Genomic DNA, 21,996 nt, shown 5'->3' on the forward strand with positions numbered 1-21,996 from the left:
GCAAAGGGATGAAGGAATACAAAGAGAAAGTACATGAAATGTTAACAACATATAAAAGCGAAGGAATCAATCTATTAAAAAGGTTAGTAAATGAAAGAAGTGTTCAAAACCATGAAGAAAGCGTTCAAGCTATTGTCATTGAATATTTACGTTCACTTGGTCTACAAATTGACGTCTGGGAACCAGATATTAATGAACTAAGAGCACATCCTGCCTTTGTTTCGACAAGAGAAACGTTTAAAGGAAGTCCAAATGTTGTGGGGCTTTTACGTGGAAGTGGGGGAGGGCGTTCGCTAATATTGAACGGTCATATTGATGTTGTGCCAGAAGGAGATATAGCGTGGTGGGATTCTGATCCTTATGAAGCAGTTGTAAAAGATGGGAAGGTGTACGGGCGCGGTGCAACAGACATGAAAGGGGGAAACGTCTCAATGCTTTTAGCTCTTAAAGTGATGAAGGAGTTAAAGGTTTCCTTAAAAGGAGACGTTATCTTTCAAAGTGTGATTGAAGAAGAAAGCGGAGGGGCTGGGACACTTGCTTGCATTTTAAGAGGATACAAAGCAGACGGAGCTTTGATTCCTGAACCAACCAACATGAAAATTTTTCCTAGCCAGCAAGGATCAGCCTGGTTTCGCATCAAAGTGAAAGGAAGATCGGCACATGGTGGAACACGCTATGAGGGGGTAAGTGCAATTGAAAAAGCTCAAAAGGTACTGCACCATTTAAACATGCTTGAGAAAGTACGAAACGAAGAAATTACAAGTCCTCTTTATAAAAATGTGCCAATTCCGATTCCCATTAATGTTGGAAAGATGAGCGGAGGTTCTTGGCCTTCTTCTGTACCAGATGAAGTAGTTTTAGAAGGGAGACTTGGTATTGGACCGCATGAAAGCATCCATGATGCAAAAAAAATGGTCGAAACATCGCTTTTAACGCTCAGTGAGGAAGATGAATGGTTCGCTCTCCATCCAGCAGAGGTTTCTTGGTTTGGAGCGCACTGGCTTCCAAGTGAAGTAGAAGAAACGCATCCACTTATAAAGTGTCTGACTGATGCATATTCTTTGACATGTAAACAGGAGCCAACTGTTGAAGCTTCCCCATGGGGAACAGATGGGGGACTCTTAACAAACTGTGCTAAAACTCCAGCTATCATTTTTGGTCCTGGCGTGACAGAAGTAGCCCATTTTCCAAATGAATATATTGAAATTGAATCGGTGTTTCAAGCAGCAGAAATTATTGCATTAACAATGCTAGATTGGTGTGGGGTGAAAGAATAAAAGGGAGTGAGGAGATGAAAGAAAACGGGTACTATGAGGAAATAGAAATTAAAGAAGATGCGCTATGGGCTGAGGTTATTATTGATTTATTTAATGAACGTATTCGCGTTGAAGACTATAGAGGCTCAACTCCTTTACTTATTGAGAAAGTTCAGTTTCTAACGCGTAAGCATCATCTTCATAAAACAATTGTTAAAGCACGACAGGCTCAGTTTCTGTCTCTTTTATCAAATGGTTATGAGTGTGAAGCATTGATTCCTTCTTATTTTAACGGAGATGATGCTTTTTTTATGGTTCGCTATGAAGAAGATCAACGTCGCTATAGTGAACAATATGTAAAAGAGTCTCAAACGTTAAGAGCCGTTCAGTCTATCGAAAAGGGAGACGAAGCAGTTGAGTCGTCTCTTTATAACATTAGAAAAGGAACAGATGCGGATAGCGAAAACCTTTCAAAGCTTTATCAAGAAGTTTTTTCAGTTTATCCAACACCTCTTCATGATCGAGCATATATTTCATCACTTCTAAAAAAAGATTACTTATGGTATGTTGCTGAGCATAAGGGAGAGATTGTGAGCGCAGCATCAGCAGATGTCAATATCATGTATCACAACGCAGAGCTTACAGATTGTGCAACACTTCCTTCTCATAGAAAGGCAGGACTGATGAAAAGATTGCTTCTATCGCTCGAGCAAGAGCTCACAAAATCTCAAATCTTTTGTTTGTATACAATTGCACGAGCTCAGTCATTTGGGATGAATGTAGCATTTCATCAGCTTCAGTATCGCTATTATGGTCGACTTGTTAACAATTGTTATATTTATAAAACGCTTGAAAATATGAATGTGTGGGTGAAGAATTCTGACAAAGAGATTGTCTTCTAGGTAGGAACCCTCTCACATATAATGGAATAAGGAGGTTGATAATGTGAAATCATCACTCTATAAACCAAAGCGACATTGGAAAGATATTGAGTTATGGAAGGATGTAACAGAAGAGCAATGGAACGACTGGGTATGGCAGCTAACCAATACGATTCGCACGCTTGAACAGCTAGAGAAAGTGGTGGATTTAACAGAGGAAGAAAAAGAAGGAGTTCGGATTTCAACGAAAACAATTCCTCTAAATATTACGCCATACTATGCTTGGCTTATGAATGAAAAAGACCCGCGCTGTCCTGTTCGAATGCAGTCTGTTCCGGTCGGAAAGGAAATTTATAAAACACGTTATGATTTAGAAGATCCGCTTCATGAAGATGAAGATTCTCCTGTTCCAGGACTTACACATCGCTATCCTGATCGCGTTTTATTTCTTGTTACAAATCAGTGTTCTATGTACTGTCGCTACTGTACGAGACGACGTTTTTCAGGGCAAATTGGCATGGGCGTTCCTAAAAAACAGCTTGATGCAGCGATTAGCTATATTGCGAATACACCAGCTGTACGAGATGTTTTAATTTCAGGTGGGGATGGTCTTTTAATTAATGATAGAATTTTAGAGTATGTTTTAAAAAGTTTACGAGATATTCCACACGTTGAAATTATTCGGATCGGCACACGAGCACCTGTTGTATTTCCTCAGCGCATTACAGAAAACTTATGTACCATTTTAAAAAAGTATCACCCTGTATGGTTGAATACGCATTTCAACACATCTATTGAAATTACAGAAGAATCCAAAAAAGCATGTGAGATGTTGGCAGATGCAGGAGTTCCTGTTGGCAATCAGGCGGTTATTTTAACAGGAATTAATGACAGCGTTGAAATTATGAAAAAGCTTATGCATGACTTAGTGAAGATCCGGGTTCGCCCATATTATATTTATCAATGTGACCTATCAGAAGGAATTAGTCATTTCAGAGCACCTATCTCAAAAGGATTAGAAATTATGGAAGGGTTGCGTGGTCACACATCAGGGTATGCCGTACCTACCGAGGCTCCAATAATATGTATAAAAAAAGAGATTGCTTCTAAGAAGCAATCCCATGTTCTACAAATAGCTCAAAAAGAACAAGAGCCATATTTTCAAGGTCTGGCTCATTGCTTGTCACAACTGAAGAAGGTCTTTGTTCAGCATGTTTCATAATGAGTCCCCCCTTATTCACCATATGCAAAGAAGGGTTGTCTCTATTTGTAAAAGAGTTACTTATAATGAATATTAAGTGTGAACGGATAAAGCTTGCGTTCTTTATTCCGCGTTGATTTTTTTAAAAGATCTTCTGGTAGGACTCTCTTATAATAAATCTTATGAATGATCCTTTTCATACTTCTATTTGCTTCCTCACTCATATCGTTTTCTAACACAATTTCTAGTTCATGAATCCCTTCAACAGCTGTTTGCAGTCTTTCTTTTGTATCGAGCTTTTTTAAATTTGTTAACTCATCTATAATTGCTTCTTTTTGAGCTGTAAACGTATGAAGCGTGTTCAAAAGCTCCTGTCGTTTTGTTAAGATTTGTTCTTCTGAAAAAAGGCCCTTTATGGCAAGATTTAATAAGTTTTCTTCTTCCATTCGAATGCGGCGTATCTCTTTTTCAATCTGCTCAAGATGGTTGTTATAGTCTTTTTCTGTTCCGCTCCACTCGTCAAGCTTTAATGAATATAAGATGGAAATAATCTCATCTTTATATTGCTTAATATGTTCGACAACATCTTCTTCTACATACTTCAACATAACCCCTCTGTTTGGACATTTCTCCCCACTTGGAAGCAAATATTCACAGCGTTTTAACATATATTGTGAACTTTTATCTTTTCGAATGGTCATTTTTTTGCCGCATACGCCGCAGTATAAAAGATCTTTCAATAGAGTGACGCCTGTTTTATTTGCCGCTTTTTCCCGTGTTGTTTCGGCATGCTCGGCTCTTTTTTTTCGATCTTCATTTGCTTTTTCCCATTCTTCAGGAGGAATAATAGGATCCCATGCGTTCGGTACTTGAATCGTTTCTACGATTTTGTATATAAACCTATCCTTTTCTTTTACCTTTCTGCGGTCATTGAAGACGTTTGTTCCTTTATAAGCAGGATTTCTTATGATTCGCTTAATTGTTGGAAGCTCAAAGTAGCCTCCTTTAGCTGTTCTATATCCTCGTTCATTTAAAATATTACGAATAGAAAAGCTGCCATAGCCTTTCGCATGAAGCTGAAAAATAAGCTTTACAATTTCTGCTTGCTCTTGTTGAATTTCAAGCTTTTTAGTATGAGGATTACGAATGTACCCAAAAGGTACACTGCCGCTAATGTGAAGACCTGACTTTGCCATAATTTTTTTATTTGTTTTCGATCTTTTTCCAATTAGCGCATGTTCTTGTGAAGCAATCACAGATCCGAAGTCATAGAGAAGACGATCATTGTGATTATTTGCTAAATCATAAATCTGATAAGGGGTGATGATTTTTTTATCGTAATCAATACAAACTTGTTTAATTTGTTGAGAAACAAGGCCATTCCGGCTTAAGCGGGACAACTCAAAAACTAAAATTCCATCAAACAAGTCAATATCATTAAGAAGGCGGTAAAGCTCTGGTCGGTTCTCAAGCTCTGAACCACCTCCGCTCACAATTTCCTCATAACGTTCATATGTCCACTGAGAAGAGCGACAAAAGTCAATTAAAATGTCTCGATGATTAGAAAGAGTATCAATTCCCTCTTTTTTATCCCTTGAAATGCGCAAATAAATAGCAACATGACGAATAGTCATTTTTAAGAGGAGGCTCCTTTCTATGATAGGATCAATAAAAATGTTCGTACCTACCTTTGTTGTGGATGCTCCAGGAGGAGGCGGAAAGATTTCTGTTCAGCCAAATTATATTATTTCTCAAAGCGCTAAAAAAGTTGTGCTCAGAAACTTTGAAGGTGTTATTACAACATATCCAGAGCCTGAAAGTTATACAGAAGGAACAGCAGATGCTTATTTTGAAGAAGTTTATCCATATATGAAAGAGCAAAAGACAACAACAGGTATCTCCAGTTTAATGAATGATGAACAGTTCAACCTTGTGCCAGAAGGATTAAAAAGATATAACAGACGCCAAACGTACGAAAGTAATCCAACACATGAAACATTGAAAAATAAACGAGAAAAGCGTGATGAATTAAAAGAAAAGAAATATGAAGCAGAGCGCCGGAAAGAGAGTGAACGTGACAAACAGGAAGGGAGCAGAGGATGATGAACTGTTTATGGTGTGAAGCAGAAGGAGCAAAAATCGAAAAAAATACAGTGTATTGGGAACTTCCTGATGGCACGAGAAGCATTGAAATTACAGAGACTCCTTGTGTGAAATGCGAAAACTGTTTAATGGAGTATCAAGAAGAAGAGATTATTGCAAATATTGAAGATCAACTTTTACTGATTGATACGAACAAAATTGACGACTCTATTTCATTTCATCACTTAATGAAACAACCTCGCTTGCTCAAGCGCAACTACTTTAACTTTTAGGGAGAAGAGAAAGCCTTTCAATATGAAAGGCTTTCTTTCTATACTTCTTGTTTATAAAAACTCTGATAAGCAGAATAAAGTCTTTTTGTTACAGGGCGCTCTTTCTGCAGTATTTGATCTTCAATCGAATAAATAGGCATAATTTCAATGGATGTGCTTGTAATAAATGCTTCATCACAGTTTTTGAAAAATGTTGTATTAATGGCTTGCTCCCGAACGGGAATATTATATTCGCGCGCGCAGTCTAGCACAGCTTTTCTTGTAATGCCGTGTAAAATATGTCTTGTTGCAGGAGGAGTATAAAGAGTGCCGTCTTTTACCATAAAGACATTGCAACTTGTACCTTCACGCACGAAATCTTCATGTACAAAAATCGCTTCATCATATCCTTTTTCAATTGCTTCTTGTTTTGAAAGCACATTCGGAAGCAAGTTCAGTGATTTAATAAAGCAGTTGGCCCATCGTTCGTCCTGCTTTAGCATGACAGAAATACCTTTGTCGCGAGCTTCATCTGTAAAAATCGTAGCTTCCTTTACAGTCATAGAAAATACAGCTTTAACATTTGGAAACGAATGGTTACGAGGAGCAATCCCCCGTGTGACTTGGAAATAGACCGCTGCCTCCTTTAAGGAAGAACGTTTAATTCCTTCATAAATAATTCCTGTTATCTCATCTCTTCGATACGGAAGGGTCAGCTTAATTTCAGCTGCACTTTTTTCTAAGCGATCAAGATGCTCATCTAAAAAAAGCGGAGTCCCGTCATATACTCGAACATACTCATACACTCCATCTCCGAACTGATGTCCTCGTTCATCAATAGGAAGAGCTGGGGAGTCTACGTCTATAAATTTGTTTTGATAGTAAGCAATTTCCATGTTTAATTCTCCTTACGTTTTGAGATAGTCCTTTAAAAGAACAATTCTCTCATATAGAGAAAAAACCTTCTTTTCCATAGAAAAAAGCTTCTTCCAATTTGGAAGAAGCTTTTTTTATTTAGAAGACGCCGTAACGTTTTTTGGTCGAAACAAGCGTTTCATTCCTTTTATTTTACTAAGCACAATATCTACAAGTTTGCTTCCTGTTAATAGCGTAATGGCAATGGACAGAAGCGTTAGAAATGCAAAATCACTGACCGTTTGCATCGTCTGAGCATAATCTGTTGTGAAAAACCATTTTAGGAAGAAGCCGTGTAGTAAATAAACGTAAAGGGAGCGCTGCCCAATTCCTGTGAAAATGGAGCGTTTGCTTGGAATAAGGGCCATAAATGCAAATGATACAATGAAGGCAATAACGTAGTGAGCAATTCGAATGTAGAAATCTGAAAAGCTATCATACATTTTTGTACCATAAAGCATTTCCGTATATTGCGTATCGTTTAAGAAATAATACGATCCAATAAGCGTGCAAAGTAAAATAACGACTGATAATACCCGTCCGACAGGAGTTACTAGCAAACCAAACGGATTTTCTCGTTGTGATAAATAATAACCAAGAAGGAAAAATGGGAAGAAAACAAGCATACGGCTAATGCTTAAGAAATCTTCAATTCCATCATAAAAGTTAAAGAGCCCAACGAGTAAACCGAGTAAAATCGAAACGATCATTCCAATCGATGGTTTGAGCTTTGCGAAGTAAGGAAGCATAAGTTTCCAGAATACTAAGCTCAGTAAAAACCACATTGCCCATCTAGGAACAAGGTAATAGTCTACGCTATACGTATCAACGTCATAGATGAAATTATAGAAAAAAGTATATACCGTTTGAAATATTAAATACGGCAGAAGGACTTTTGTAAAAGTTTTTTTATAGTATCCTTTTTTATGAAAATTCTTTGAAAAATATCCGGCAAGTAAAATAAATACCGGCATATGAAAGATAAAAATAAAGTGATAGACAGATAGAAGTTCGCTCGTTTCAGTTCGGTAAGGAGATATCGTATGACCAAACACAACGAGGAAAATAAGCACAAACTTGGCGTTATCAAAATACGCTGTTCGTTTATTTGTTTGACCTGTACTCATAGGTACCTCCAACGTTTGATAAAATTAGTTAACTTTCATTTAAGAAATAGTGTATTCTTATCTTATCGCGTAAGTGTGAATATTTGTCCGCTGTTAACGTTTCTTCAATGATTTGTAATCCTTCTTTAACAAACATTAATTTTATGTTACGATTTCACATAGTTTCCCACACTTTGCAGTGGGAGTAGACAGAAGGGTAGTCTATATCCTTATCCATCAATTTACCCAACTTTTTGAAATACAAACAGCAATCTTGAAAATAAAAGAGTATGATTATAAGCTTAAAAGCTCAAGTATCGCTACTGCGAGAATTCACTCCCTTGCTGCTTCATAATAGAAATTATCGTAAAGAAGGAGAATCACAATGAAATCTTTTTACCACTACATGATGAAGCATCGTCATAATAAAGCTTCTGATCCACTTGGTAAGCTTGCACGTCATATGTATGAAGACCATAGTTTTCCTAAAGATTCAACAGATTATAACGAAATTAGCTCTTACTTAGAACTTAACGGTGACTATTTTGACGGAATGTCAACGTTTGATCTAGCATGGGAGCTTTACGAAGAAGAGCGTTAAAAGCCGAGGGAGTTCTCCCTCGGCTTTTCTATGTGAAAGTTTTTTAGGTTAAATGCATCTTTCTTTCATCTTCCTATTGCGCTTTTTCTCTTTTTGCATATACTATCTTAACTTTTCGTAATTGTTGCTGAGGTGTTAAGGAGGTGCAAGAAGATGGCTAATGGAAAAGAACCGAAATTTAGCATTGGAGATACTGTTGTCATTACCATCTATGGAACAGTTGGCACCATTACCGACATCAAATTGATGGACGGGATGCATGTATATGAGGTTAATCATAGCGAAGGCTTGTTTCTAGAAGATGCGATTGAATCCCTTGAAGAGTATGATGGACAAATCATTATTCAAGAAAGAATCGACCTAGAGTACAAATATTTTTTTGGTGATGTTGTGCAAGTCCATAATTATGGTGAAGATTTGTTTAAAATTATTGGGATTCGCACTGAAATTTGGCGCTATCAAGAAGACAGCTGGGAAGATATTATTTACGAACTATCTCGTGTAAAAGACGGAGAGTGGCTTGAAGCAGGAGAAGAAGAACTTCATCTTGTTGCTCCGTATGAGTATGCAGAACGTTACATTCAAAATGTTGGTATTCTTTATTCTGGAAAAGAAATTAATAAGACGGAGTTGTTACCAGCGATGAAAAAGCCGAATGAAGTAGGAGAAAACAAGGAGCGTCTTATGGCAGAACGTTTAAAAATTATCGATGGTCTATTAGATGTCTATAATGATTATTCCTTTTTATATGAGTGGTTCAAAGATGAAGAATATAAAGAAGTGATGGAGTTAGTATTGAAACATTTACGTAAAATTTCATAGAAAGCTAGTGAAAAACTGTAGGATGATCCAGAGCGTCACAGGTAGCGCTCCGGCGTAAAGTAAAATATGAAGACCCTTTTCCAAGCACTCATCAATTCTTTCTTCCAACGAAGAAGTTGTATTGCTTTTTGCTTGGATTTCTTTTTGTGCAAAAGAATTTTTCATGATAAACACGCTCCTTTTTACTAGTTACTCTACTTTATGGATAAACTAGAGTTAGTAGAACTAAAAAAGAAAAAAGAGTTCTGTTTATGCTTTTTGTACATACATAGCTTCTATATTTCATACGTTTTACAAAGGAGGGATTCTGTGAAAGAAATCGAAGTTGTGATTGACACGGAAGAAATGGCTGATTTTTTCTATGAGGAGTTAATACGCCGAGGGTTTGTCCCTTCATCCCAAGAGCTAGAAGAGCTTGCGGACATTATGTTTGACTATCTTATTGTGAAAAGCATCATTGATGAAGAAGAGGAAGAAGAATAGAAAAAGAGAGCGCAGAGCTTTGTTCTGTGCTCTTTTTTATGAAGAGAGCGTATGAGAAAGCGAGTTTAGCGCTTTAATTTTACGAGAATAGCTTGCCGTTATATCTTTAGGAATGACACATTTCTCACTTGCAAACAAAGCTAAAACATAATCATTTTTATACCAGTCTTGATGAGGAAGAGAAGGATGAACAACATTAGGCCAAGCTGTTTTAAGAGGAGGACTATACAGCTTTGTTTTTTGCATTTCTACAATGGAAAATAAGTGCTGGGCATAGTCTTCACGTGATCCTCTATGAATCGTAGATGCTGCGAAGAGAAAGAAGTCATCAAATAAAACTCTATCGTACAGGATACTATACAACATTTTCCCTACTTTAATACGTTCTGTAAGAGATGAGAAGTCATTTACAGTAATGCTGAACAAACGGGAAGATGACGGTAGTAAGACTTCTGTTAATCCTAAAGATTGCTGAAGTAAAAAAGGCCATGTTCTAAGTACGTTCTGCTGTACGACTTTTGTGGTCACAAGCTTCTGTTCAAGATGATGTTGCTCATTAATAATAAGAGCTGTAGTAAGAAATTCACTGTTAGGATATTTCCAAAAAACGTTCCATACTTTTTCCATAAAACAAGAAACGTTAAAAAAAGGGAGAAGATGAAAAAGAGGTTTTTGACAGATTGTACTTTCTTTAAAAAGAAGAAGCTGTGGAAAGGCATCATGAAAAATAAGAGCATTGGCTCGTTCTAAAAATAAGAAGAAAGCTTTCCGGTTTTTTTGTTTTAAAAGATGCGGAATTAACCTTCCTTCTAAATCTGTCATATGATACCCTCCATTGCGGGAAACAAAGTGCGCAAGAAGTGCCCAATGAATAGAAGGGTGCTTCTTAAAAAAGTCGAGGTAAGCATTTGTCCTTGTTATATTATTAATATTTGCACGTCTTGTGATTGAGCGAATATCTTTAATAATGGCTTCTTCTTTTGTCGAAAGAAGAGATGAAGATTGCGGTTCCTTTAACTTCGATTTTAATAACGATACGCACAAAGCCATTGAAATTGGAAAAGAGTCGTTATTTTCTTTTTTGAAGGAAGACCATAATTTTGTGAACAACGAAAACCACTTCCTTTTCATATTTCTATGTATAATAGGTTTGAAAATAATCTAAAGGGGAACATAATTAAGGTGTATGTTCTCTCGTATTGTGAAACTCTTAAAGCTGATAAAACGTTATTCAAGTAGATGAATTTCACTATAAAAGCAGAGGACGGGAATCATGAATTGGAGAAGAAAACAAAAAGCCAAAAATCAAAAAGCGGTAATTACATGTTAAAACATATAAAACGATTGCTGTGTGATCATCCAATTAAACTGAATACGATTATTATAAACCGCTACGTTGTCAAGGAAGTCTTAGGATTTGGAGGCTTCGGCATTACGTATATTGTCCAAGATTTACGAAATAAAGAACATCACTATGTGTTAAAACAGCTGCGTCCTTCCCGAAAAGGAACAAAAAAAGGAAAGAACTCGTTTTTAACGGAAGCCGATATTTTAGCCTCTTTAACAAATACGGAATTTCCCACTCTTCGTAATGCCTTCATTTGGAATAACCACTATTGCATTGTGATGGATTACATTCACGGTAAAACATTTGAAGACTTGATTTTTGAAGAAGACAGAAAATTTTCTGAGCAGGAAGCGTTAAAGGCTCTGCTTGATGTTACAGGCTTGGTTCAGATCCTTCATAAAAAAGGCATTGTTCACAACGATTTGCGTATTCCAAACATCATTTTACGAGAAAAATCTATTTCAATTATCGATTTTGGATTAGCTAGGAGGGTAGAAGAGCGTAAGAAGCAAGAAGAAATTCAAGATGATTTATATATGCTTGCACATTTCTTGCTCTTCTTGCTTTACTCTACATACACACCTAGTGAAAAAGAAAAGTCTTGGGAAGAAGAGCTTTCCATTCACGATAACGTGAAAGCTATTATACGTAAAATGTTTGGTACAGATCCTTGTTATCAAAACATTGAAGCATTACAAAATGATATTCAAAAGCACCTGAAAAAGTGATTAGCGCGGATAATGTTCTCCACCTTAACACACATTAATGTGTGAAAGGAGGCAATTTCATTGCGTAATCGTTATGAGGAGAAGAAAAAAAGGAACACGAATGAGAAAGAGAAAATGGAGTTTTCACACGAATTTCTTCCATATATCAACCAATCTCCCAAAAGTGAACATTACTTAAAACCTAAAAAATAACATGTCAGAAGAAGACAGAGGGAGCTTTGTCTTCTTTAATAAAGGATGAAAATAATGGGGAAGTTTCGTTTAACTGTATGGTTATGTTTAATGATTTTACTTTTTTTAATAATTGGATTTACGTATGAAACATCTTTTATCGTAGGAATTGATAAAGAGGTTGCTTTAGTCTCCTCTTCATTTCAAAGCGATGCAGCTACAACTGTTTTCTTATTTATTACAAATTTAGGATCGTGGAAATTTGTTATGTTCTTTACGCTTATCTTGTTTGGATATAGCTTATATAAAGGTGACAAAGTTCTTGCTTTGTTTGCCATTCTTTCTTTTATTGTGCCACGCACTTTAAACTTTATGCTAAAGGAGTTTTTTGCAAGAACACGTCCACAAGACCAGCTTGTCCCAGCTACACATTTTAGCTTTCCAAGCGGTCATTCAATGAATTCGTTTGTTTTCTTTGGGTTTGTAGCTTATGTATTAATAACATACTTTGTTTCTCGCAAAGCAAAACAAGTTGTTGTGGTTGTTTTGTTTAGCCTACTCATTGGCTTAATTGGTTTTAGTCGCATTTATTTGGGCGTTCACTATTTTACAGATGTAACAGCTGGATTTCTCGCTGGAGGAGTTGTATTAATTTTGTTAATCAAAATTCATCAACGATTAACAGATTCAGCGGAAGAAAAGCGAGCCCATGAATGATGAGTTGATTTAGGCAAAGGGAGGATTATACATCTAATGGAACAGAGAGCTTACTTGTCTTTACAAACTTTATTTTTAAAAAGCGCCTCTAAATTGTTACAAGAGTCTCCTCTTTTAGAAGTAAAAGAATACTATGAAAAGCTAAAGTCGATGGTTCCATATCGACAAATTCAATATATGTTTGAAAAAATTCCGTTTTTACACGGAGAAGCACACGGTGAGATGATTAAAATTTTAACCTCTTCTTTTGGGTATGCAGTAAAGGAGAGAGCATTAACCTTTTTAGAGGATATTAAGTTTGTGCCAAGCAGGCGTCCATATGTTTTATGTGGTCCCCAAACTTATGAGCTAAATGAAGCTGGAGAATTTGCGGTAACAGCGGATTTATCTGTAACATGCTATCCGCTGATACCGTGTTTTTCGTTTCACTTTCTGCAACTCAATATGACTTGATTTCTCATGCTACTTTAAAAATGAAAGATCAAGACATACGGTCACAAATCCATGCTCAAAAAGAACCGCGCAATCGCATTTCCTAAATATGTAAAAGTTCGACAAAATTAGTTTTTTTTAGAGAAAGGAAATCGTTCTCCTCTTAGCTAATAATGTAAAGAAGAAAAAGCAGGGGGGAATTAGCGTGTTAATGACTTTCAAACGACTTGTCAAAAGACCATTGAAATATGAAATTACCATTATGCAAACGCCGAATCCTGGGGACCGAAACGGCTATCGCCAAGTATATAAGATGTCTTTAAAAGGGCACAGTCATTCGGATGTTATTAGCCAAGTATTTCGAAATTTTAATGTATCAGATCGTTTGCCAAAGGATTTTCACGCTCGCTATGTTGGAACGCGAGATATTATTTTAATTGATGAAGGAACAAAAGGGAAATATTATTATAAGCTTCTTTCAGGAGGATGGAAGCCTGTCCAGCTTCATTCTCACGTATAAAAAGAGCCATTACAGGCTCTTTTTTTATAGATGATTCCCAGGGCCATTTTTTCGTTTTATAGCGCTGTGTTCTTTTTCATGAACCTCTTTATCAACTGTTACATGGTTATTTTTCTTTGGGCTATTAATGCGGTTACGTTGCTTTTTTCCCACTTCCATCAGCTCCTTACTTTCGTTTTTAATGTGAACGGTAGGTTCTTTCATAGGATGAGCATTTCAACAAAAAATAGCCATCCATTTTTCACTAAGAAGGAGGAGGGACCTTGGGAATTACAAGTTCAGCTTTTTATATGGTATAGTAAAGAGAAGCTATTTCTATTAGGAGGACAATTGAATGAGTGTACATATTGGAGCAGAAAAAGAACAAATTGCAGAAACGATTTTACTTCCAGGAGATCCGCTTCGTGCCAAATACATTGCTGAGACATTTCTAGAAGATGTAACATGCTATAACGAAGTGCGCGGCATGCTTGGATATACAGGTACATATAAAGGAAAGCGCATCTCTGTGCAAGGAACAGGTATGGGTGTTCCGTCTATTTCTATTTATGCAACAGAACTAATTCAATCTTATGATGTGAAAAATCTTATCCGCGTTGGTACGTGTGGTGCTTTAAAGAAAGATGTAAACGTTCGTGACGTTATTTTAGCTATGACATCTTCAACAGACTCACAAATGAATCGTATGACGTTTGGTGGCATTGATTATGCTCCAACAGCTAATTTTGATTTGCTGAAAAAAGCGTACGATGTTGGCACAGAAAAAGGGTTGAGTCTTCGCGTTGGTAGCGTCTTTACGGCAGATCAGTTCTACAATGAAAATGCAGATTGGGAAAAATGGGCTCGCTATGGTATGTTAGCGATTGAAATGGAGACAACAGCTCTTTACACGATTGCTGCAAAGTTTGACCGAAATGCGCTATCTATTTTAACGGTTAGTGATCATGTGTTAACAGGAGAAGAAACAACAGCAGAAGAAAGACAAACAACATTTAACGAAATGATTGAAGTAGCGCTTGAAACAGCGATACAGCAATAAGAAAGAGGCTGCTTTGTCCGGGTGGGCAGCAGCTTTTTCCCTTTCTTTTATATCTTTATGATAAAGCTTTTTTAAAAAGGTTAGCAACTTTATGAAAAGGGTAACGATATTCATGGAACAAGACTTTAAAGCTAAAAAAGTCCCTTAAAGGGACTTTTTTACTTCAGTTTCTCTTCGGTGTCTGAAGAGCTTTCACCAGAGAGCGCTTTTTTGAACTCACGAAGAGTTGTACCAGCGGCTCGGCCAAGCTCTGGAAGTTTTTTAGGACCAAAAATAAGGAGAGCAACAACAATAATAATGAACCATTCACCAGGACCAATTGCCATTTTGTTCACCCACCTTAATAAAGATGTATCACGTGCATTTATCATACACGGAAAAGCTTGTAAAGGAAAGAGTGGAAGAAATTTACTAAAATTTTTAAGGAGGTGTAGTTCGTACATTTTAACGTGTACGACGAAATTGATTGCCATTAAATTAGTTTCATTAATTTTGCTTTTAATATGTTCGGGCTTTTTTGTTGCTTCTGAGTTTGCCATTGTAAAAGTTCGAGCTTCACAATTAGATCAGCGCATAAAAGAAGGAAACAAGCAAGCGATTGCTGCGAAAAAGCTAGTCACTCACCTTGATGAATATTTATCTGTTTGTCAGCTTGGGATTACGCTAACGTCTCTTGGGCTTGGATGGTTAGGAGAGCCGACAATACATCGTTTACTCCTACCGCTTTTTGAAAAAATAGGTTTAGCTGCTTCTCTTTCATCAACCATTTCTTTTGTCGTTTCCTTTGCTCTTGTTACCTTTTTACATGTTGTAACAGGGGAGCTTGCACCAAAAACATTTGCGATTTATAAAGCTGAAAAGATTGTGATGTTTACAGCGACCCCACTTATTTGGTTTTATCGCATTTTTTATCCATTTATTTGGTTCTTAAATACATCAGCGCGAGTATTAGCTCGTATGTTTGGCTTTAAAGCCGTTGGAGAGAATGAAATGGTTCATAGTGAAGAAGAGATTCGCCTTCTAATAGCTGAGAGCTATCGAGGTGGAGAGATCAACTCTTCGGAACTGCAATACGTGCAAAATGTGTTTGAATTTGATAATCGATTAGCACGTGAAATTATGGTGCCCCGAACAGAGATGTTTGTGCTGCAGCTTGAAAAATCACTACAAGAGAACTTACAGGAAATTAAGCAGCATAAATTTACTCGTTATCCTGTTGTACATGGCGATGACAAAGATCAAATCGTTGGAATGGTTAATGTCAAAGATTTATATAACGACATTTTGATGAAGAAAAAGAGCCCAAATGTGAATCTCAGTCGTTACGTTCGTCCTGTTATTCAAGTCATTGATTCAGTAGCCATTCATGATTTGCTCCTGCAAATGCAAAAAGAGAATGCGCATTTAGCTGTTTTGTTTGATGAATATGGAGGAACGTCTGGCATTGTTACACTTGAAGATATTGTAGAAGAAATCGTAGGAGAGATTCGTGATGAATTTGATATCCATGAATTACCATACATTGAAAAAGTGGATGATTCTACAGTTTTACTTGATGGAAAAGTACTTATTGCAAAAGTGAATGAGCTTTTAGATCTTTCACTCGAAGATGATGAAGTTGATACAATTAGCGGCTGGCTTCTTATGCAAAATTACGATGTGAAAGAAGGAGATACTGTTTCATATGATGATCATGTGTTCTTTACGGTAAAAGAGATGAACGGTAAAAGCATTCAAAAAGTCGAAGTGAAACATGTTGCTTAACGAAAAAAAAGCACCCCTAGAACGCGGTTCTAGGGGCTAATCGTTTGTATAATGAAAAAAGGATAAAAGGCTAATGGCAAGGCCTTTGAGCAAAAGCGTTCAGCAACAATGCTTCAGGAAGAAATCATATTGAAAACGCTTTCTGTAAAATAAATATACCACTTTTATATAATTTTGTAAATAAAAAAAGTAGAGCAATTTTTAATTGCTCTACTACCCGTTTGAACTAAACATATAGCGTTTGTGATGATACGAAACACCAAGCATAAGACCCATCGCAAGCATATTCCCCATAAGGGAGCTTCCTCCATATGAAATAAACGGAAGAGGGATACCTGTAATCGGAAGAACTTGAATTGTCATACCGATGTTTTGGAAAACGTGAAACGTAACCATTGAAATTACACCAACACAAAGGTAGGAGTTAAAAGCTTCCTTTGTTTCAAGACCTAATTTAATGAGATAGTAGATAAGTACAAAGAAAAGACTAATTACGACGCTTCCTCCAATAAAGCCAAAGTCTTCGGCGATAATAGCAAAGATAAAGTCTGTATGACCTTCAGGAATATAGACGCCTTCTCCGCTAATTCCTTTTCCTTCAACCATTCCTGAACCAATTGCCATTAACGACTGCAAGAGGTGATAAGCGCCTTCTCCACTGTAAGTACGCGGATCAAGCCATGAGTAAATACGTGTAAGCTGGTAAGGATCGACTCCTAGATACTTTTCAAGAAATTCAGGAGCGTACATAACAAGAGACAATACTGTTCCCCCAAAAACAGCTAAAACAGAAAAAGCAGGAACGATAAGTTTCCATGAAATACCTGACACAAACACAAGCCCAACAAAGATAGCAAGAAGTACAAGGCTTGTTCCAAGGTCAGGTTGCTTCAATACAAGTCCAAGTGGAAGAGCAAGCGTTAGGCCCATTTTCAAAAGAAGAATAAAGTCTTCGCGAAAACCGCGGATACGATACTTTTCGTTATGTTTTGTGATGACATTACTTAATGCAATCACGAGAAAAACTTTCACAAACTCCGAGGGCTGAATAGAACCTATCCCAGGGAATCTAAACCAACTTTGTGCTCCGTTAATAACAGGAGTCAGTTGGGTATTAGGTGCTATAAATAAAATCAGAAGCAAAAATATACCAAATGCATAAGCATACCAAGAAAGTTTTTGGATTTGGTCACTGTCTAAAAACATAATACCAACGGCCATACTTACTGAAACAACATACCATATAATTTGTTTTACTAAAAAGTTTTCGTTGTACTGTCCTGAAGATTGAGCGCTGTAGATGCCGATACAGCTAACACAAAAAAATAAAAATAGCAAAAATGCTATATTAACATCAAAACGAGGCACATTAGATCGATTATTTCCCATTCTCTTCACCTAGCAATTTCATTGTTTTGTAGAAAAATATTATATCGTAATTCCTTTGAAACATAAAGCTAAACTTCTCTTTTCATCAGCTCTCTTCTAACACTTATAAAAGGAAAAAAGAGGGTTCTAGTCCTTCTTAATCTTAGCGATTCTTTGTGAAATGTGCAAAGTATTTTCCACCATCTTTAAAAAAATAGTTCAATTAACATAGAAGGTAGAGAAGAAAGGACTAAATCTAGCAAAGTACGCATATATGTAAGATAGAGTTACCTTACTAAATATTTGAATGATGAAGTGCGAATATAAATAGATTTGAAGGAGGAAAAATATGCTGTTTTTTATTCTGCTTTTCTTACTATGGTGCTTTACTTGGACGCTTTTCTACCTTTATCGTTATCAAACATCACTAAAAGAAAAAAAGACGACAGTGGCGCTTATTACTTTTTTCACCACTATTTCAGCTACCTTTTCCGCCATCTACCTCTGCTGCTTCCATTTACCTTTGTCTCTTTATAATGCACTTGTTCTTTGTTTTTTCATAGGAGTTTTAACAGCCTTTGTTATTGGTAGAGTATCAGGCATAAGAATGGTTCTCCTCGGTATACTCACAGCTTGCATAAGCTCTCTTTCTCTTCTAGGGATATATCTTTCGTTTGAGCGAAGAGATGCAGGTGATTTATTTGAATTACAGCTCCTTTTGTCTGTTTTATTAGCAACGTTCGCTCTTTATCTTCTATTTAAGAATATACCTCTTGAAGAAGGTGCGCTCATAAAAAACTGGCTTCAAAGTCCATTTGTAGCTGGGGTTGTCCTTCTCATCATCTTCTACACGTACGAGATTTTCCATTCTTTCTTTAATATAAAAAATAACTCTACAAGTATGAACGGTTCGAAACGAAAATAGTTGCAAAAAGTGCAGAAAGGTTTCTGCACTTTTTCTTATAGAGCCTTATTTTTTGCAGAGCGAAAGAAAAAATGATTAAATAAGCAAAAGATTAAAAAAATTAAACTATTAAAAAATGTAAGGGAGAGAGAGACGTGTTCAAAAAATTGTTTGGAAAGAAAACGAGAGAAGAGAATATTACCGCCCCTCTTACTGGCCACATTTTTAGCCTTGAAAACGTTCCAGACCCTGTTTTTTCGCAAAAAATGATGGGAGAAGGGTTTGCAATTGAACCAACAAATGGAGAAGTTGTCGCTCCAATAGACGGTGAGATTGTCCAGCTTTTTCATACAAAACATGCCATAGGATTAAAAACAGAAAACGGAGCAGAGATTATTATTCACGTTGGGCTTGAAACAGTAGCTATGGAAGGAGATGGATTCACTGCTCATGTAAAAGAAGGCTCAAAAGTTAAAAAGGGGGACAAGCTATTAACTGTTGACTTAGAAAAAGTAAGAGAGAAGGCTAAAAGTACAGTAACGCCTGTTGTTGTCACAAACAGTGCTGATTCGGAAAAAATCTCTTTGGTAGCTACGGATTCTGTTATAAAAGGAGAAACCGTTTGTATGACAGTAACAATGAAATAATGGACATTCAAAGCGTTCTTCCACTAAAGGGATGGGAGAGCTTTTTTTTGTATAGAGGAGAATTTGGCATTTTTCCCTATAATCTTAAATGAACAGTTTTATATTACAAGTGAAAATGGTATACTAGGGAAGGAATTAAGTAGAAACGCGAAAGAGAGTTGTTATATGGACTTTTCAATTGAATTATTGCTGTGCGTTTCATATGCAAGTTTGTTTCTACTAGCGGTTTCCTATTATTTAGCATGCAATAAAAGATCTTACTTTTATGTTCGTGCCCAAAGAATAGACAAGCAGTTAGTAACAGGGAAACATTTATTTGAAAAAGGGAGAGTATGTAGACCTTTACACTATTTTTCCTACTTGCAAGTGAAAAAGCCCGTAAAAGAGCCAGCTAACATAGATGAAGAAGATCCTTTCTCTTCTGCAATGAACGTCGTATTTCAACCACGATTTTTTTAGGAGGAAGGATTATGAAAAAAAAGTTAGCCTTATTTATCCCGGCCCTTTTTCTTTTAGCTGGCTGTAGTATTAAAGAACCTATTACTGCAGATAGTACAGGGATTTGGAATGAGTACTTTGTGTATCCAATGTCTCAATTATTAACACATGTTGCTCACTGGTTAGGAAACGAGTATGGACTGTCAATTATTTTAGTTACCATTTTAATTCGTCTTATTCTATTGCCGCTTATCATTAGACAACAACGTAGTACAATGGCAATGCAAGCGCTTCGTCCTGAAATGGAAAAACTTCGTGAAAAGTATCCGTCAAAAGATGCTCAATCACAACAGAAATTACAGCAAGAAATGATGCAGCTTTATCAGAAACATAGCATCAATCCGATTGGTGGATGTTTACCAATCTTTATCCAGATGCCGATTATTATGGCTTTCTATTATGCTATCGCAAGAACACAAGAAATTGCTGATCATTCGTTCCTATGGGTAAGTTTAGGAACTCCAGATCCATACTTTATCTTCCCGATTGTTGCTGCTTGTACAACGTTCTTACAAGTTAAAGCAGGGATGACAACTGATGAAGTCTTACCACAAATGAAAATTATGATGTACATTATGCCAGTTTTTGTTTTAATCGCTGGTTTAAGTTTACCATCTGCGTTAGCTCTTTATTGGATAATCGGAAACGTCTTTGGAACATTCCAAGGTCTTTACCTTAAGAAACGTATGTCGCTTTTAAAAGCAAAAGATGCTGAAAAAAAGAATAACGCATAAAAGAAGCGCGGAGATTTTCTCCGCGCTTTTTATACTTGTTCTGAAAACCATTTCATAACTTATACTAAAATTAAGCAGGCTCGCGTAACCTTTGGGCGTAAGAGCGTGACCAAAAGCGTTTGTAAAAGAACGCTTTTTTTAATGTGAAAAAGGATTTAATGTTGCAGTCACAAGAAGACGGTCTGCATGTGTTCCTTCTGCTTTATTAAACAGCCCTGTACATGTAACTAAATGGACGGTTCTTTTTGAAGAAGAACCAAAAACTTTGTTCACGGGAAACTGATTTCGTTCATATACTGCTGTTTTTGTCACTGTGAAAGACATCGTTTTTCCACTTTTCTTTTGGATAAAAAACGTGTCGCCTTTTCGCAGTTTAGGAAGTGAATAAAAAATAGCCCGTCCTTTTTTACTGTCAACATGTCCTGCAATAACAGCATTCCCTCGTTCTCCTGGGGAAGAACTATTTTGAAACCACGTTACGCTACTGCTGTTTTCGGGTAAAATAAGCTCCCCGTTTTGTGAAAGTCCATGTGCTTCAATAGGGGCTACAATGTTTGCCGTTGGAATAAGAAGCAGAACAGGCTGATCATGATGAGCAGCAAGAGTATAAGGTGAATTAAAAAACAGGAAAACTAGAAAAATACTGCCTAAAAAGAAGTGCTTCATTGGTGACGGCGACGGAGGAAAAATACGCATCCTCCTAAAATAACAAGAGCAGCATATGAAAGGGTATGGGAAGAACTCATTCCACCCATTCCAGTTTTCGGAACAAGAGATGGTGACAAAATGGCGTTATCCTGAAGGAGAACGGTCTCAACTTGATTTCGCGAGTTTACCGCCAATACTGTATAAGCAGATCCTGACTGAAGTGTTTGCGACATTGACGTTACCTTTTTATTATTATCTTTAATGTGAAGTTTTGATTCCGCCTTAATTTCTTCATAAGAAGAAACATCATTAAAAGCAAGATTATCAAAAAGTTTTTTTCCATCTTTAATACTTGCTTCAAGATCTTTAGAAACAGGAGCAAGGTTTAAAACTCGTACATTTGCTTTTCCTTTCGGGGCTGAAGTTTCATCATTAAGAAGTTTTAAGCTCATTTTTTTTTCTTTTTCGAATGCAATCACAGTATATGCTTGATTTCCTTCTGTTTCTACATCACCTACGATGAGTGGTGTTTCCTTTTCACCAGAACGATAGACCTCTATTGTATGAGCTCCTTCTTCTAAAGTCATATAATCTGTTGCGTTTTTAAAAAGAGCCCCTTCCACAGCTGGCTTATGGTCAATGTAGATGTCAACAGATTCATTGTTGCTTGAAGCGTTCACAATACGGACTAGCGTTTCTTTTTCTTCAGCATGTGCTAAAGAAGGAAGCATAATTATAGCGCTAAATAAAACAAGCCAAAGCTTTCTCATCTTTTTATCTCCTTCATTATAATAGGTTATTCTTATAATGGCTCGGTTGCTGAAATATATGCAGAAGGGGAAAGGAGAAAAAGGCAAAA

General features: G+C 36.7%; 26 protein-coding genes and 2 pseudogenes. 18 read left to right on the forward strand and 10 right to left on the reverse strand.

Annotated features, from left to right (window positions below; translation table 11 throughout):
- Positions 1–8: 8 nt before the first annotated feature.
- The 3 genes and pseudogenes from MOC86_RS03425 to ablA all read left to right on the forward strand — a co-directional run.
- Positions 9–1,277, forward strand: coding sequence for a peptidase (locus tag MOC86_RS03425; protein WP_268582726.1), 1,269 nt, complete (start codon positions 9–11; stop codon positions 1,275–1,277).
- A gap of 14 nt (positions 1,278–1,291) precedes the next feature.
- On the forward strand, positions 1,292–2,158 hold the full coding sequence (ablB, locus tag MOC86_RS03430; RefSeq protein ID WP_243513391.1) for a putative beta-lysine N-acetyltransferase: 867 nt from the start codon (positions 1,292–1,294) through the stop codon (positions 2,156–2,158).
- 43 nt (positions 2,159–2,201) lie between these two features.
- Positions 2,202–3,206: pseudogene (gene ablA, locus MOC86_RS03435) on the forward strand (lysine 2,3-aminomutase); the annotation flags it as partial.
- Between the two features lie 209 nt (positions 3,207–3,415).
- On the opposite strand, the gene MOC86_RS03440 reads toward ablA, so the two are convergent.
- A complete protein-coding gene (locus MOC86_RS03440; RefSeq protein ID WP_268582727.1) occupies positions 3,416–4,972 on the reverse strand; it encodes a recombinase family protein in 1,557 nt (518 codons plus the stop codon).
- A gap of 46 nt (positions 4,973–5,018) precedes the next feature.
- Here MOC86_RS03440 and MOC86_RS03445 point away from each other — a divergent pair.
- A pseudogene (locus tag MOC86_RS03445) lies at positions 5,019–5,441 on the forward strand (lysine 2,3-aminomutase); the annotation flags it as partial.
- Positions 5,441–5,713 (forward strand): YokU family protein, encoded by a 273-nt coding sequence (locus MOC86_RS03450; protein WP_268582728.1) that lies wholly within the window; start codon positions 5,441–5,443, stop codon positions 5,711–5,713. The pseudogene MOC86_RS03445 and the gene MOC86_RS03450, both read left to right, overlap by 1 nt.
- Before the next feature lie 38 nt (positions 5,714–5,751).
- Here the strand turns inward: MOC86_RS03450 and MOC86_RS03455 are convergent, their stop codons facing one another.
- Both MOC86_RS03455 and MOC86_RS03460 read right to left on the reverse strand, forming a co-directional pair.
- On the reverse strand, positions 5,752–6,588 hold the full coding sequence (locus tag MOC86_RS03455) for an aminotransferase class IV (RefSeq protein ID WP_268582729.1): 837 nt from the start codon (positions 6,586–6,588) through the stop codon (positions 5,752–5,754).
- Between the two features lie 114 nt (positions 6,589–6,702).
- Positions 6,703–7,734 (reverse strand): acyltransferase family protein, encoded by a 1,032-nt coding sequence (locus MOC86_RS03460; RefSeq protein ID WP_268582731.1) that lies wholly within the window; start codon positions 7,732–7,734, stop codon positions 6,703–6,705.
- A 364-nt stretch (positions 7,735–8,098) separates the two neighbouring features.
- On the opposite strand from MOC86_RS03460, the gene MOC86_RS03465 reads away from it, so the two are divergent.
- Entirely contained in the window at positions 8,099–8,314 is a 216-nt protein-coding gene (locus MOC86_RS03465; protein WP_019393213.1) for a YozE family protein, read from the forward strand.
- Positions 8,315–8,467: 153 nt separating this feature from the next.
- Positions 8,468–9,136, forward strand: coding sequence for a hypothetical protein (locus tag MOC86_RS03470; protein WP_019393214.1), 669 nt, complete (start codon positions 8,468–8,470; stop codon positions 9,134–9,136).
- Here the strand turns inward: MOC86_RS03470 and MOC86_RS03475 are convergent.
- Positions 9,131–9,301 carry a hypothetical protein gene (locus MOC86_RS03475; RefSeq protein ID WP_019393215.1) on the reverse strand — a complete coding sequence of 57 codons (171 nt, stop codon included), beginning with the start codon at positions 9,299–9,301 and terminating at the stop codon, positions 9,131–9,133. The genes MOC86_RS03470 and MOC86_RS03475 overlap by 6 nt on opposite strands.
- Positions 9,302–9,445: 144 nt before the next feature.
- Between MOC86_RS03475 and MOC86_RS03480 the strand changes: the two genes are divergently transcribed.
- Entirely contained in the window at positions 9,446–9,619 is a 174-nt protein-coding gene (locus tag MOC86_RS03480; protein WP_019393216.1) for a YozD family protein, read from the forward strand.
- Positions 9,620–9,655: 36 nt separating this feature from the next.
- Here MOC86_RS03480 and MOC86_RS03485 read toward each other — a convergent pair whose 3' ends face one another.
- The gene (locus MOC86_RS03485; protein ID WP_268582732.1) at positions 9,656–10,729 is read right to left on the reverse strand and encodes a DUF2515 family protein; all 1,074 of its coding nucleotides are present in this window, start codon (positions 10,727–10,729) and stop codon (positions 9,656–9,658) included.
- Between the two features lie 168 nt (positions 10,730–10,897).
- Here MOC86_RS03485 and MOC86_RS03490 point away from each other — a divergent pair, with 168 nt between their 5' ends.
- From MOC86_RS03490 to MOC86_RS03505, 4 genes are all read left to right on the forward strand, one after another.
- Positions 10,898–11,695: a serine/threonine protein kinase gene (locus tag MOC86_RS03490; RefSeq protein WP_268582733.1), complete on the forward strand. Its 798-nt coding sequence runs from the start codon at positions 10,898–10,900 to the stop codon at positions 11,693–11,695.
- 246 nt (positions 11,696–11,941) lie between these two features.
- Entirely contained in the window at positions 11,942–12,583 is a 642-nt protein-coding gene (locus MOC86_RS03495) for a phosphatase PAP2 family protein (protein WP_268582734.1), read from the forward strand.
- Between the two features lie 36 nt (positions 12,584–12,619).
- Entirely contained in the window at positions 12,620–13,036 is a 417-nt protein-coding gene (locus tag MOC86_RS03500; protein WP_268582736.1) for a hypothetical protein, read from the forward strand.
- A gap of 190 nt (positions 13,037–13,226) precedes the next feature.
- Complete coding sequence (locus MOC86_RS03505) at positions 13,227–13,535, forward strand: YodL domain-containing protein (RefSeq protein WP_268582872.1); 309 nt, start codon at positions 13,227–13,229, stop codon at positions 13,533–13,535.
- 24 nt (positions 13,536–13,559) lie between these two features.
- Here MOC86_RS03505 and MOC86_RS03510 read toward each other — a convergent pair whose 3' ends face one another.
- Positions 13,560–13,688 (reverse strand): hypothetical protein, encoded by a 129-nt coding sequence (locus MOC86_RS03510; protein WP_268582737.1) that lies wholly within the window; start codon positions 13,686–13,688, stop codon positions 13,560–13,562.
- 181 nt (positions 13,689–13,869) lie between these two features.
- On the opposite strand from MOC86_RS03510, the gene deoD reads away from it, so the two are divergent.
- A complete protein-coding gene (deoD, locus tag MOC86_RS03515) occupies positions 13,870–14,574 on the forward strand; it encodes a purine-nucleoside phosphorylase (RefSeq protein WP_268582738.1) in 705 nt (234 codons plus the stop codon).
- A gap of 158 nt (positions 14,575–14,732) precedes the next feature.
- Here the strand turns inward: deoD and MOC86_RS03520 are convergent, their stop codons facing one another.
- A complete protein-coding gene (locus MOC86_RS03520) occupies positions 14,733–14,900 on the reverse strand; it encodes a twin-arginine translocase TatA/TatE family subunit (RefSeq protein ID WP_019393225.1) in 168 nt (55 codons plus the stop codon).
- A gap of 136 nt (positions 14,901–15,036) precedes the next feature.
- Here MOC86_RS03520 and MOC86_RS03525 point away from each other — a divergent pair, with 136 nt between their 5' ends.
- Complete coding sequence (locus tag MOC86_RS03525; protein ID WP_268582739.1) at positions 15,037–16,338, forward strand: hemolysin family protein; 1,302 nt, start codon at positions 15,037–15,039, stop codon at positions 16,336–16,338.
- Between the two features lie 213 nt (positions 16,339–16,551).
- Here MOC86_RS03525 and MOC86_RS03530 read toward each other — a convergent pair whose 3' ends face one another.
- Positions 16,552–17,727, reverse strand: coding sequence for an FtsW/RodA/SpoVE family cell cycle protein (locus MOC86_RS03530; RefSeq protein WP_268582740.1), 1,176 nt, complete (start codon positions 17,725–17,727; stop codon positions 16,552–16,554).
- Between the two features lie 328 nt (positions 17,728–18,055).
- Here MOC86_RS03530 and MOC86_RS03535 point away from each other — a divergent pair, with 328 nt between their 5' ends.
- From MOC86_RS03535 to yidC, 4 genes are all read left to right on the forward strand, one after another.
- Positions 18,056–18,631, forward strand: coding sequence for a hypothetical protein (locus MOC86_RS03535; RefSeq protein ID WP_268582741.1), 576 nt, complete (start codon positions 18,056–18,058; stop codon positions 18,629–18,631).
- Positions 18,632–18,765: 134 nt separating this feature from the next.
- Positions 18,766–19,257 (forward strand): PTS sugar transporter subunit IIA, encoded by a 492-nt coding sequence (locus MOC86_RS03540; protein ID WP_268582742.1) that lies wholly within the window; start codon positions 18,766–18,768, stop codon positions 19,255–19,257.
- Positions 19,258–19,422: 165 nt separating this feature from the next.
- A complete protein-coding gene (locus MOC86_RS03545; RefSeq protein ID WP_019393230.1) occupies positions 19,423–19,716 on the forward strand; it encodes a hypothetical protein in 294 nt (97 codons plus the stop codon).
- An 11-nt stretch (positions 19,717–19,727) separates the two neighbouring features.
- Positions 19,728–20,489 carry a membrane protein insertase YidC gene (gene yidC / locus MOC86_RS03550; RefSeq protein WP_268582743.1) on the forward strand — a complete coding sequence of 254 codons (762 nt, stop codon included), beginning with the start codon at positions 19,728–19,730 and terminating at the stop codon, positions 20,487–20,489.
- A 138-nt stretch (positions 20,490–20,627) separates the two neighbouring features.
- Here yidC and MOC86_RS03555 read toward each other — a convergent pair whose 3' ends face one another.
- Together MOC86_RS03555 and MOC86_RS03560 are read right to left on the reverse strand one after the other, a co-directional pair.
- A complete protein-coding gene (locus MOC86_RS03555) occupies positions 20,628–21,185 on the reverse strand; it encodes a class F sortase (RefSeq protein WP_268582744.1) in 558 nt (185 codons plus the stop codon).
- Positions 21,152–21,907, reverse strand: a complete 756-nt coding sequence (locus MOC86_RS03560) for a DUF4397 domain-containing protein (RefSeq protein ID WP_268582745.1) — start codon at positions 21,905–21,907, stop codon at positions 21,152–21,154. Before MOC86_RS03560 ends, MOC86_RS03555 begins: the two co-directional genes overlap by 34 nt.
- Positions 21,908–21,996: the final 89 nt, after the last annotated feature.

It is taken from the genome of Priestia endophytica (assembly GCF_026790145.1).
Taxonomy (GTDB): domain Bacteria; phylum Bacillota; class Bacilli; order Bacillales; family Bacillaceae_H; genus Bacillus_I; species Bacillus_I endophytica_A.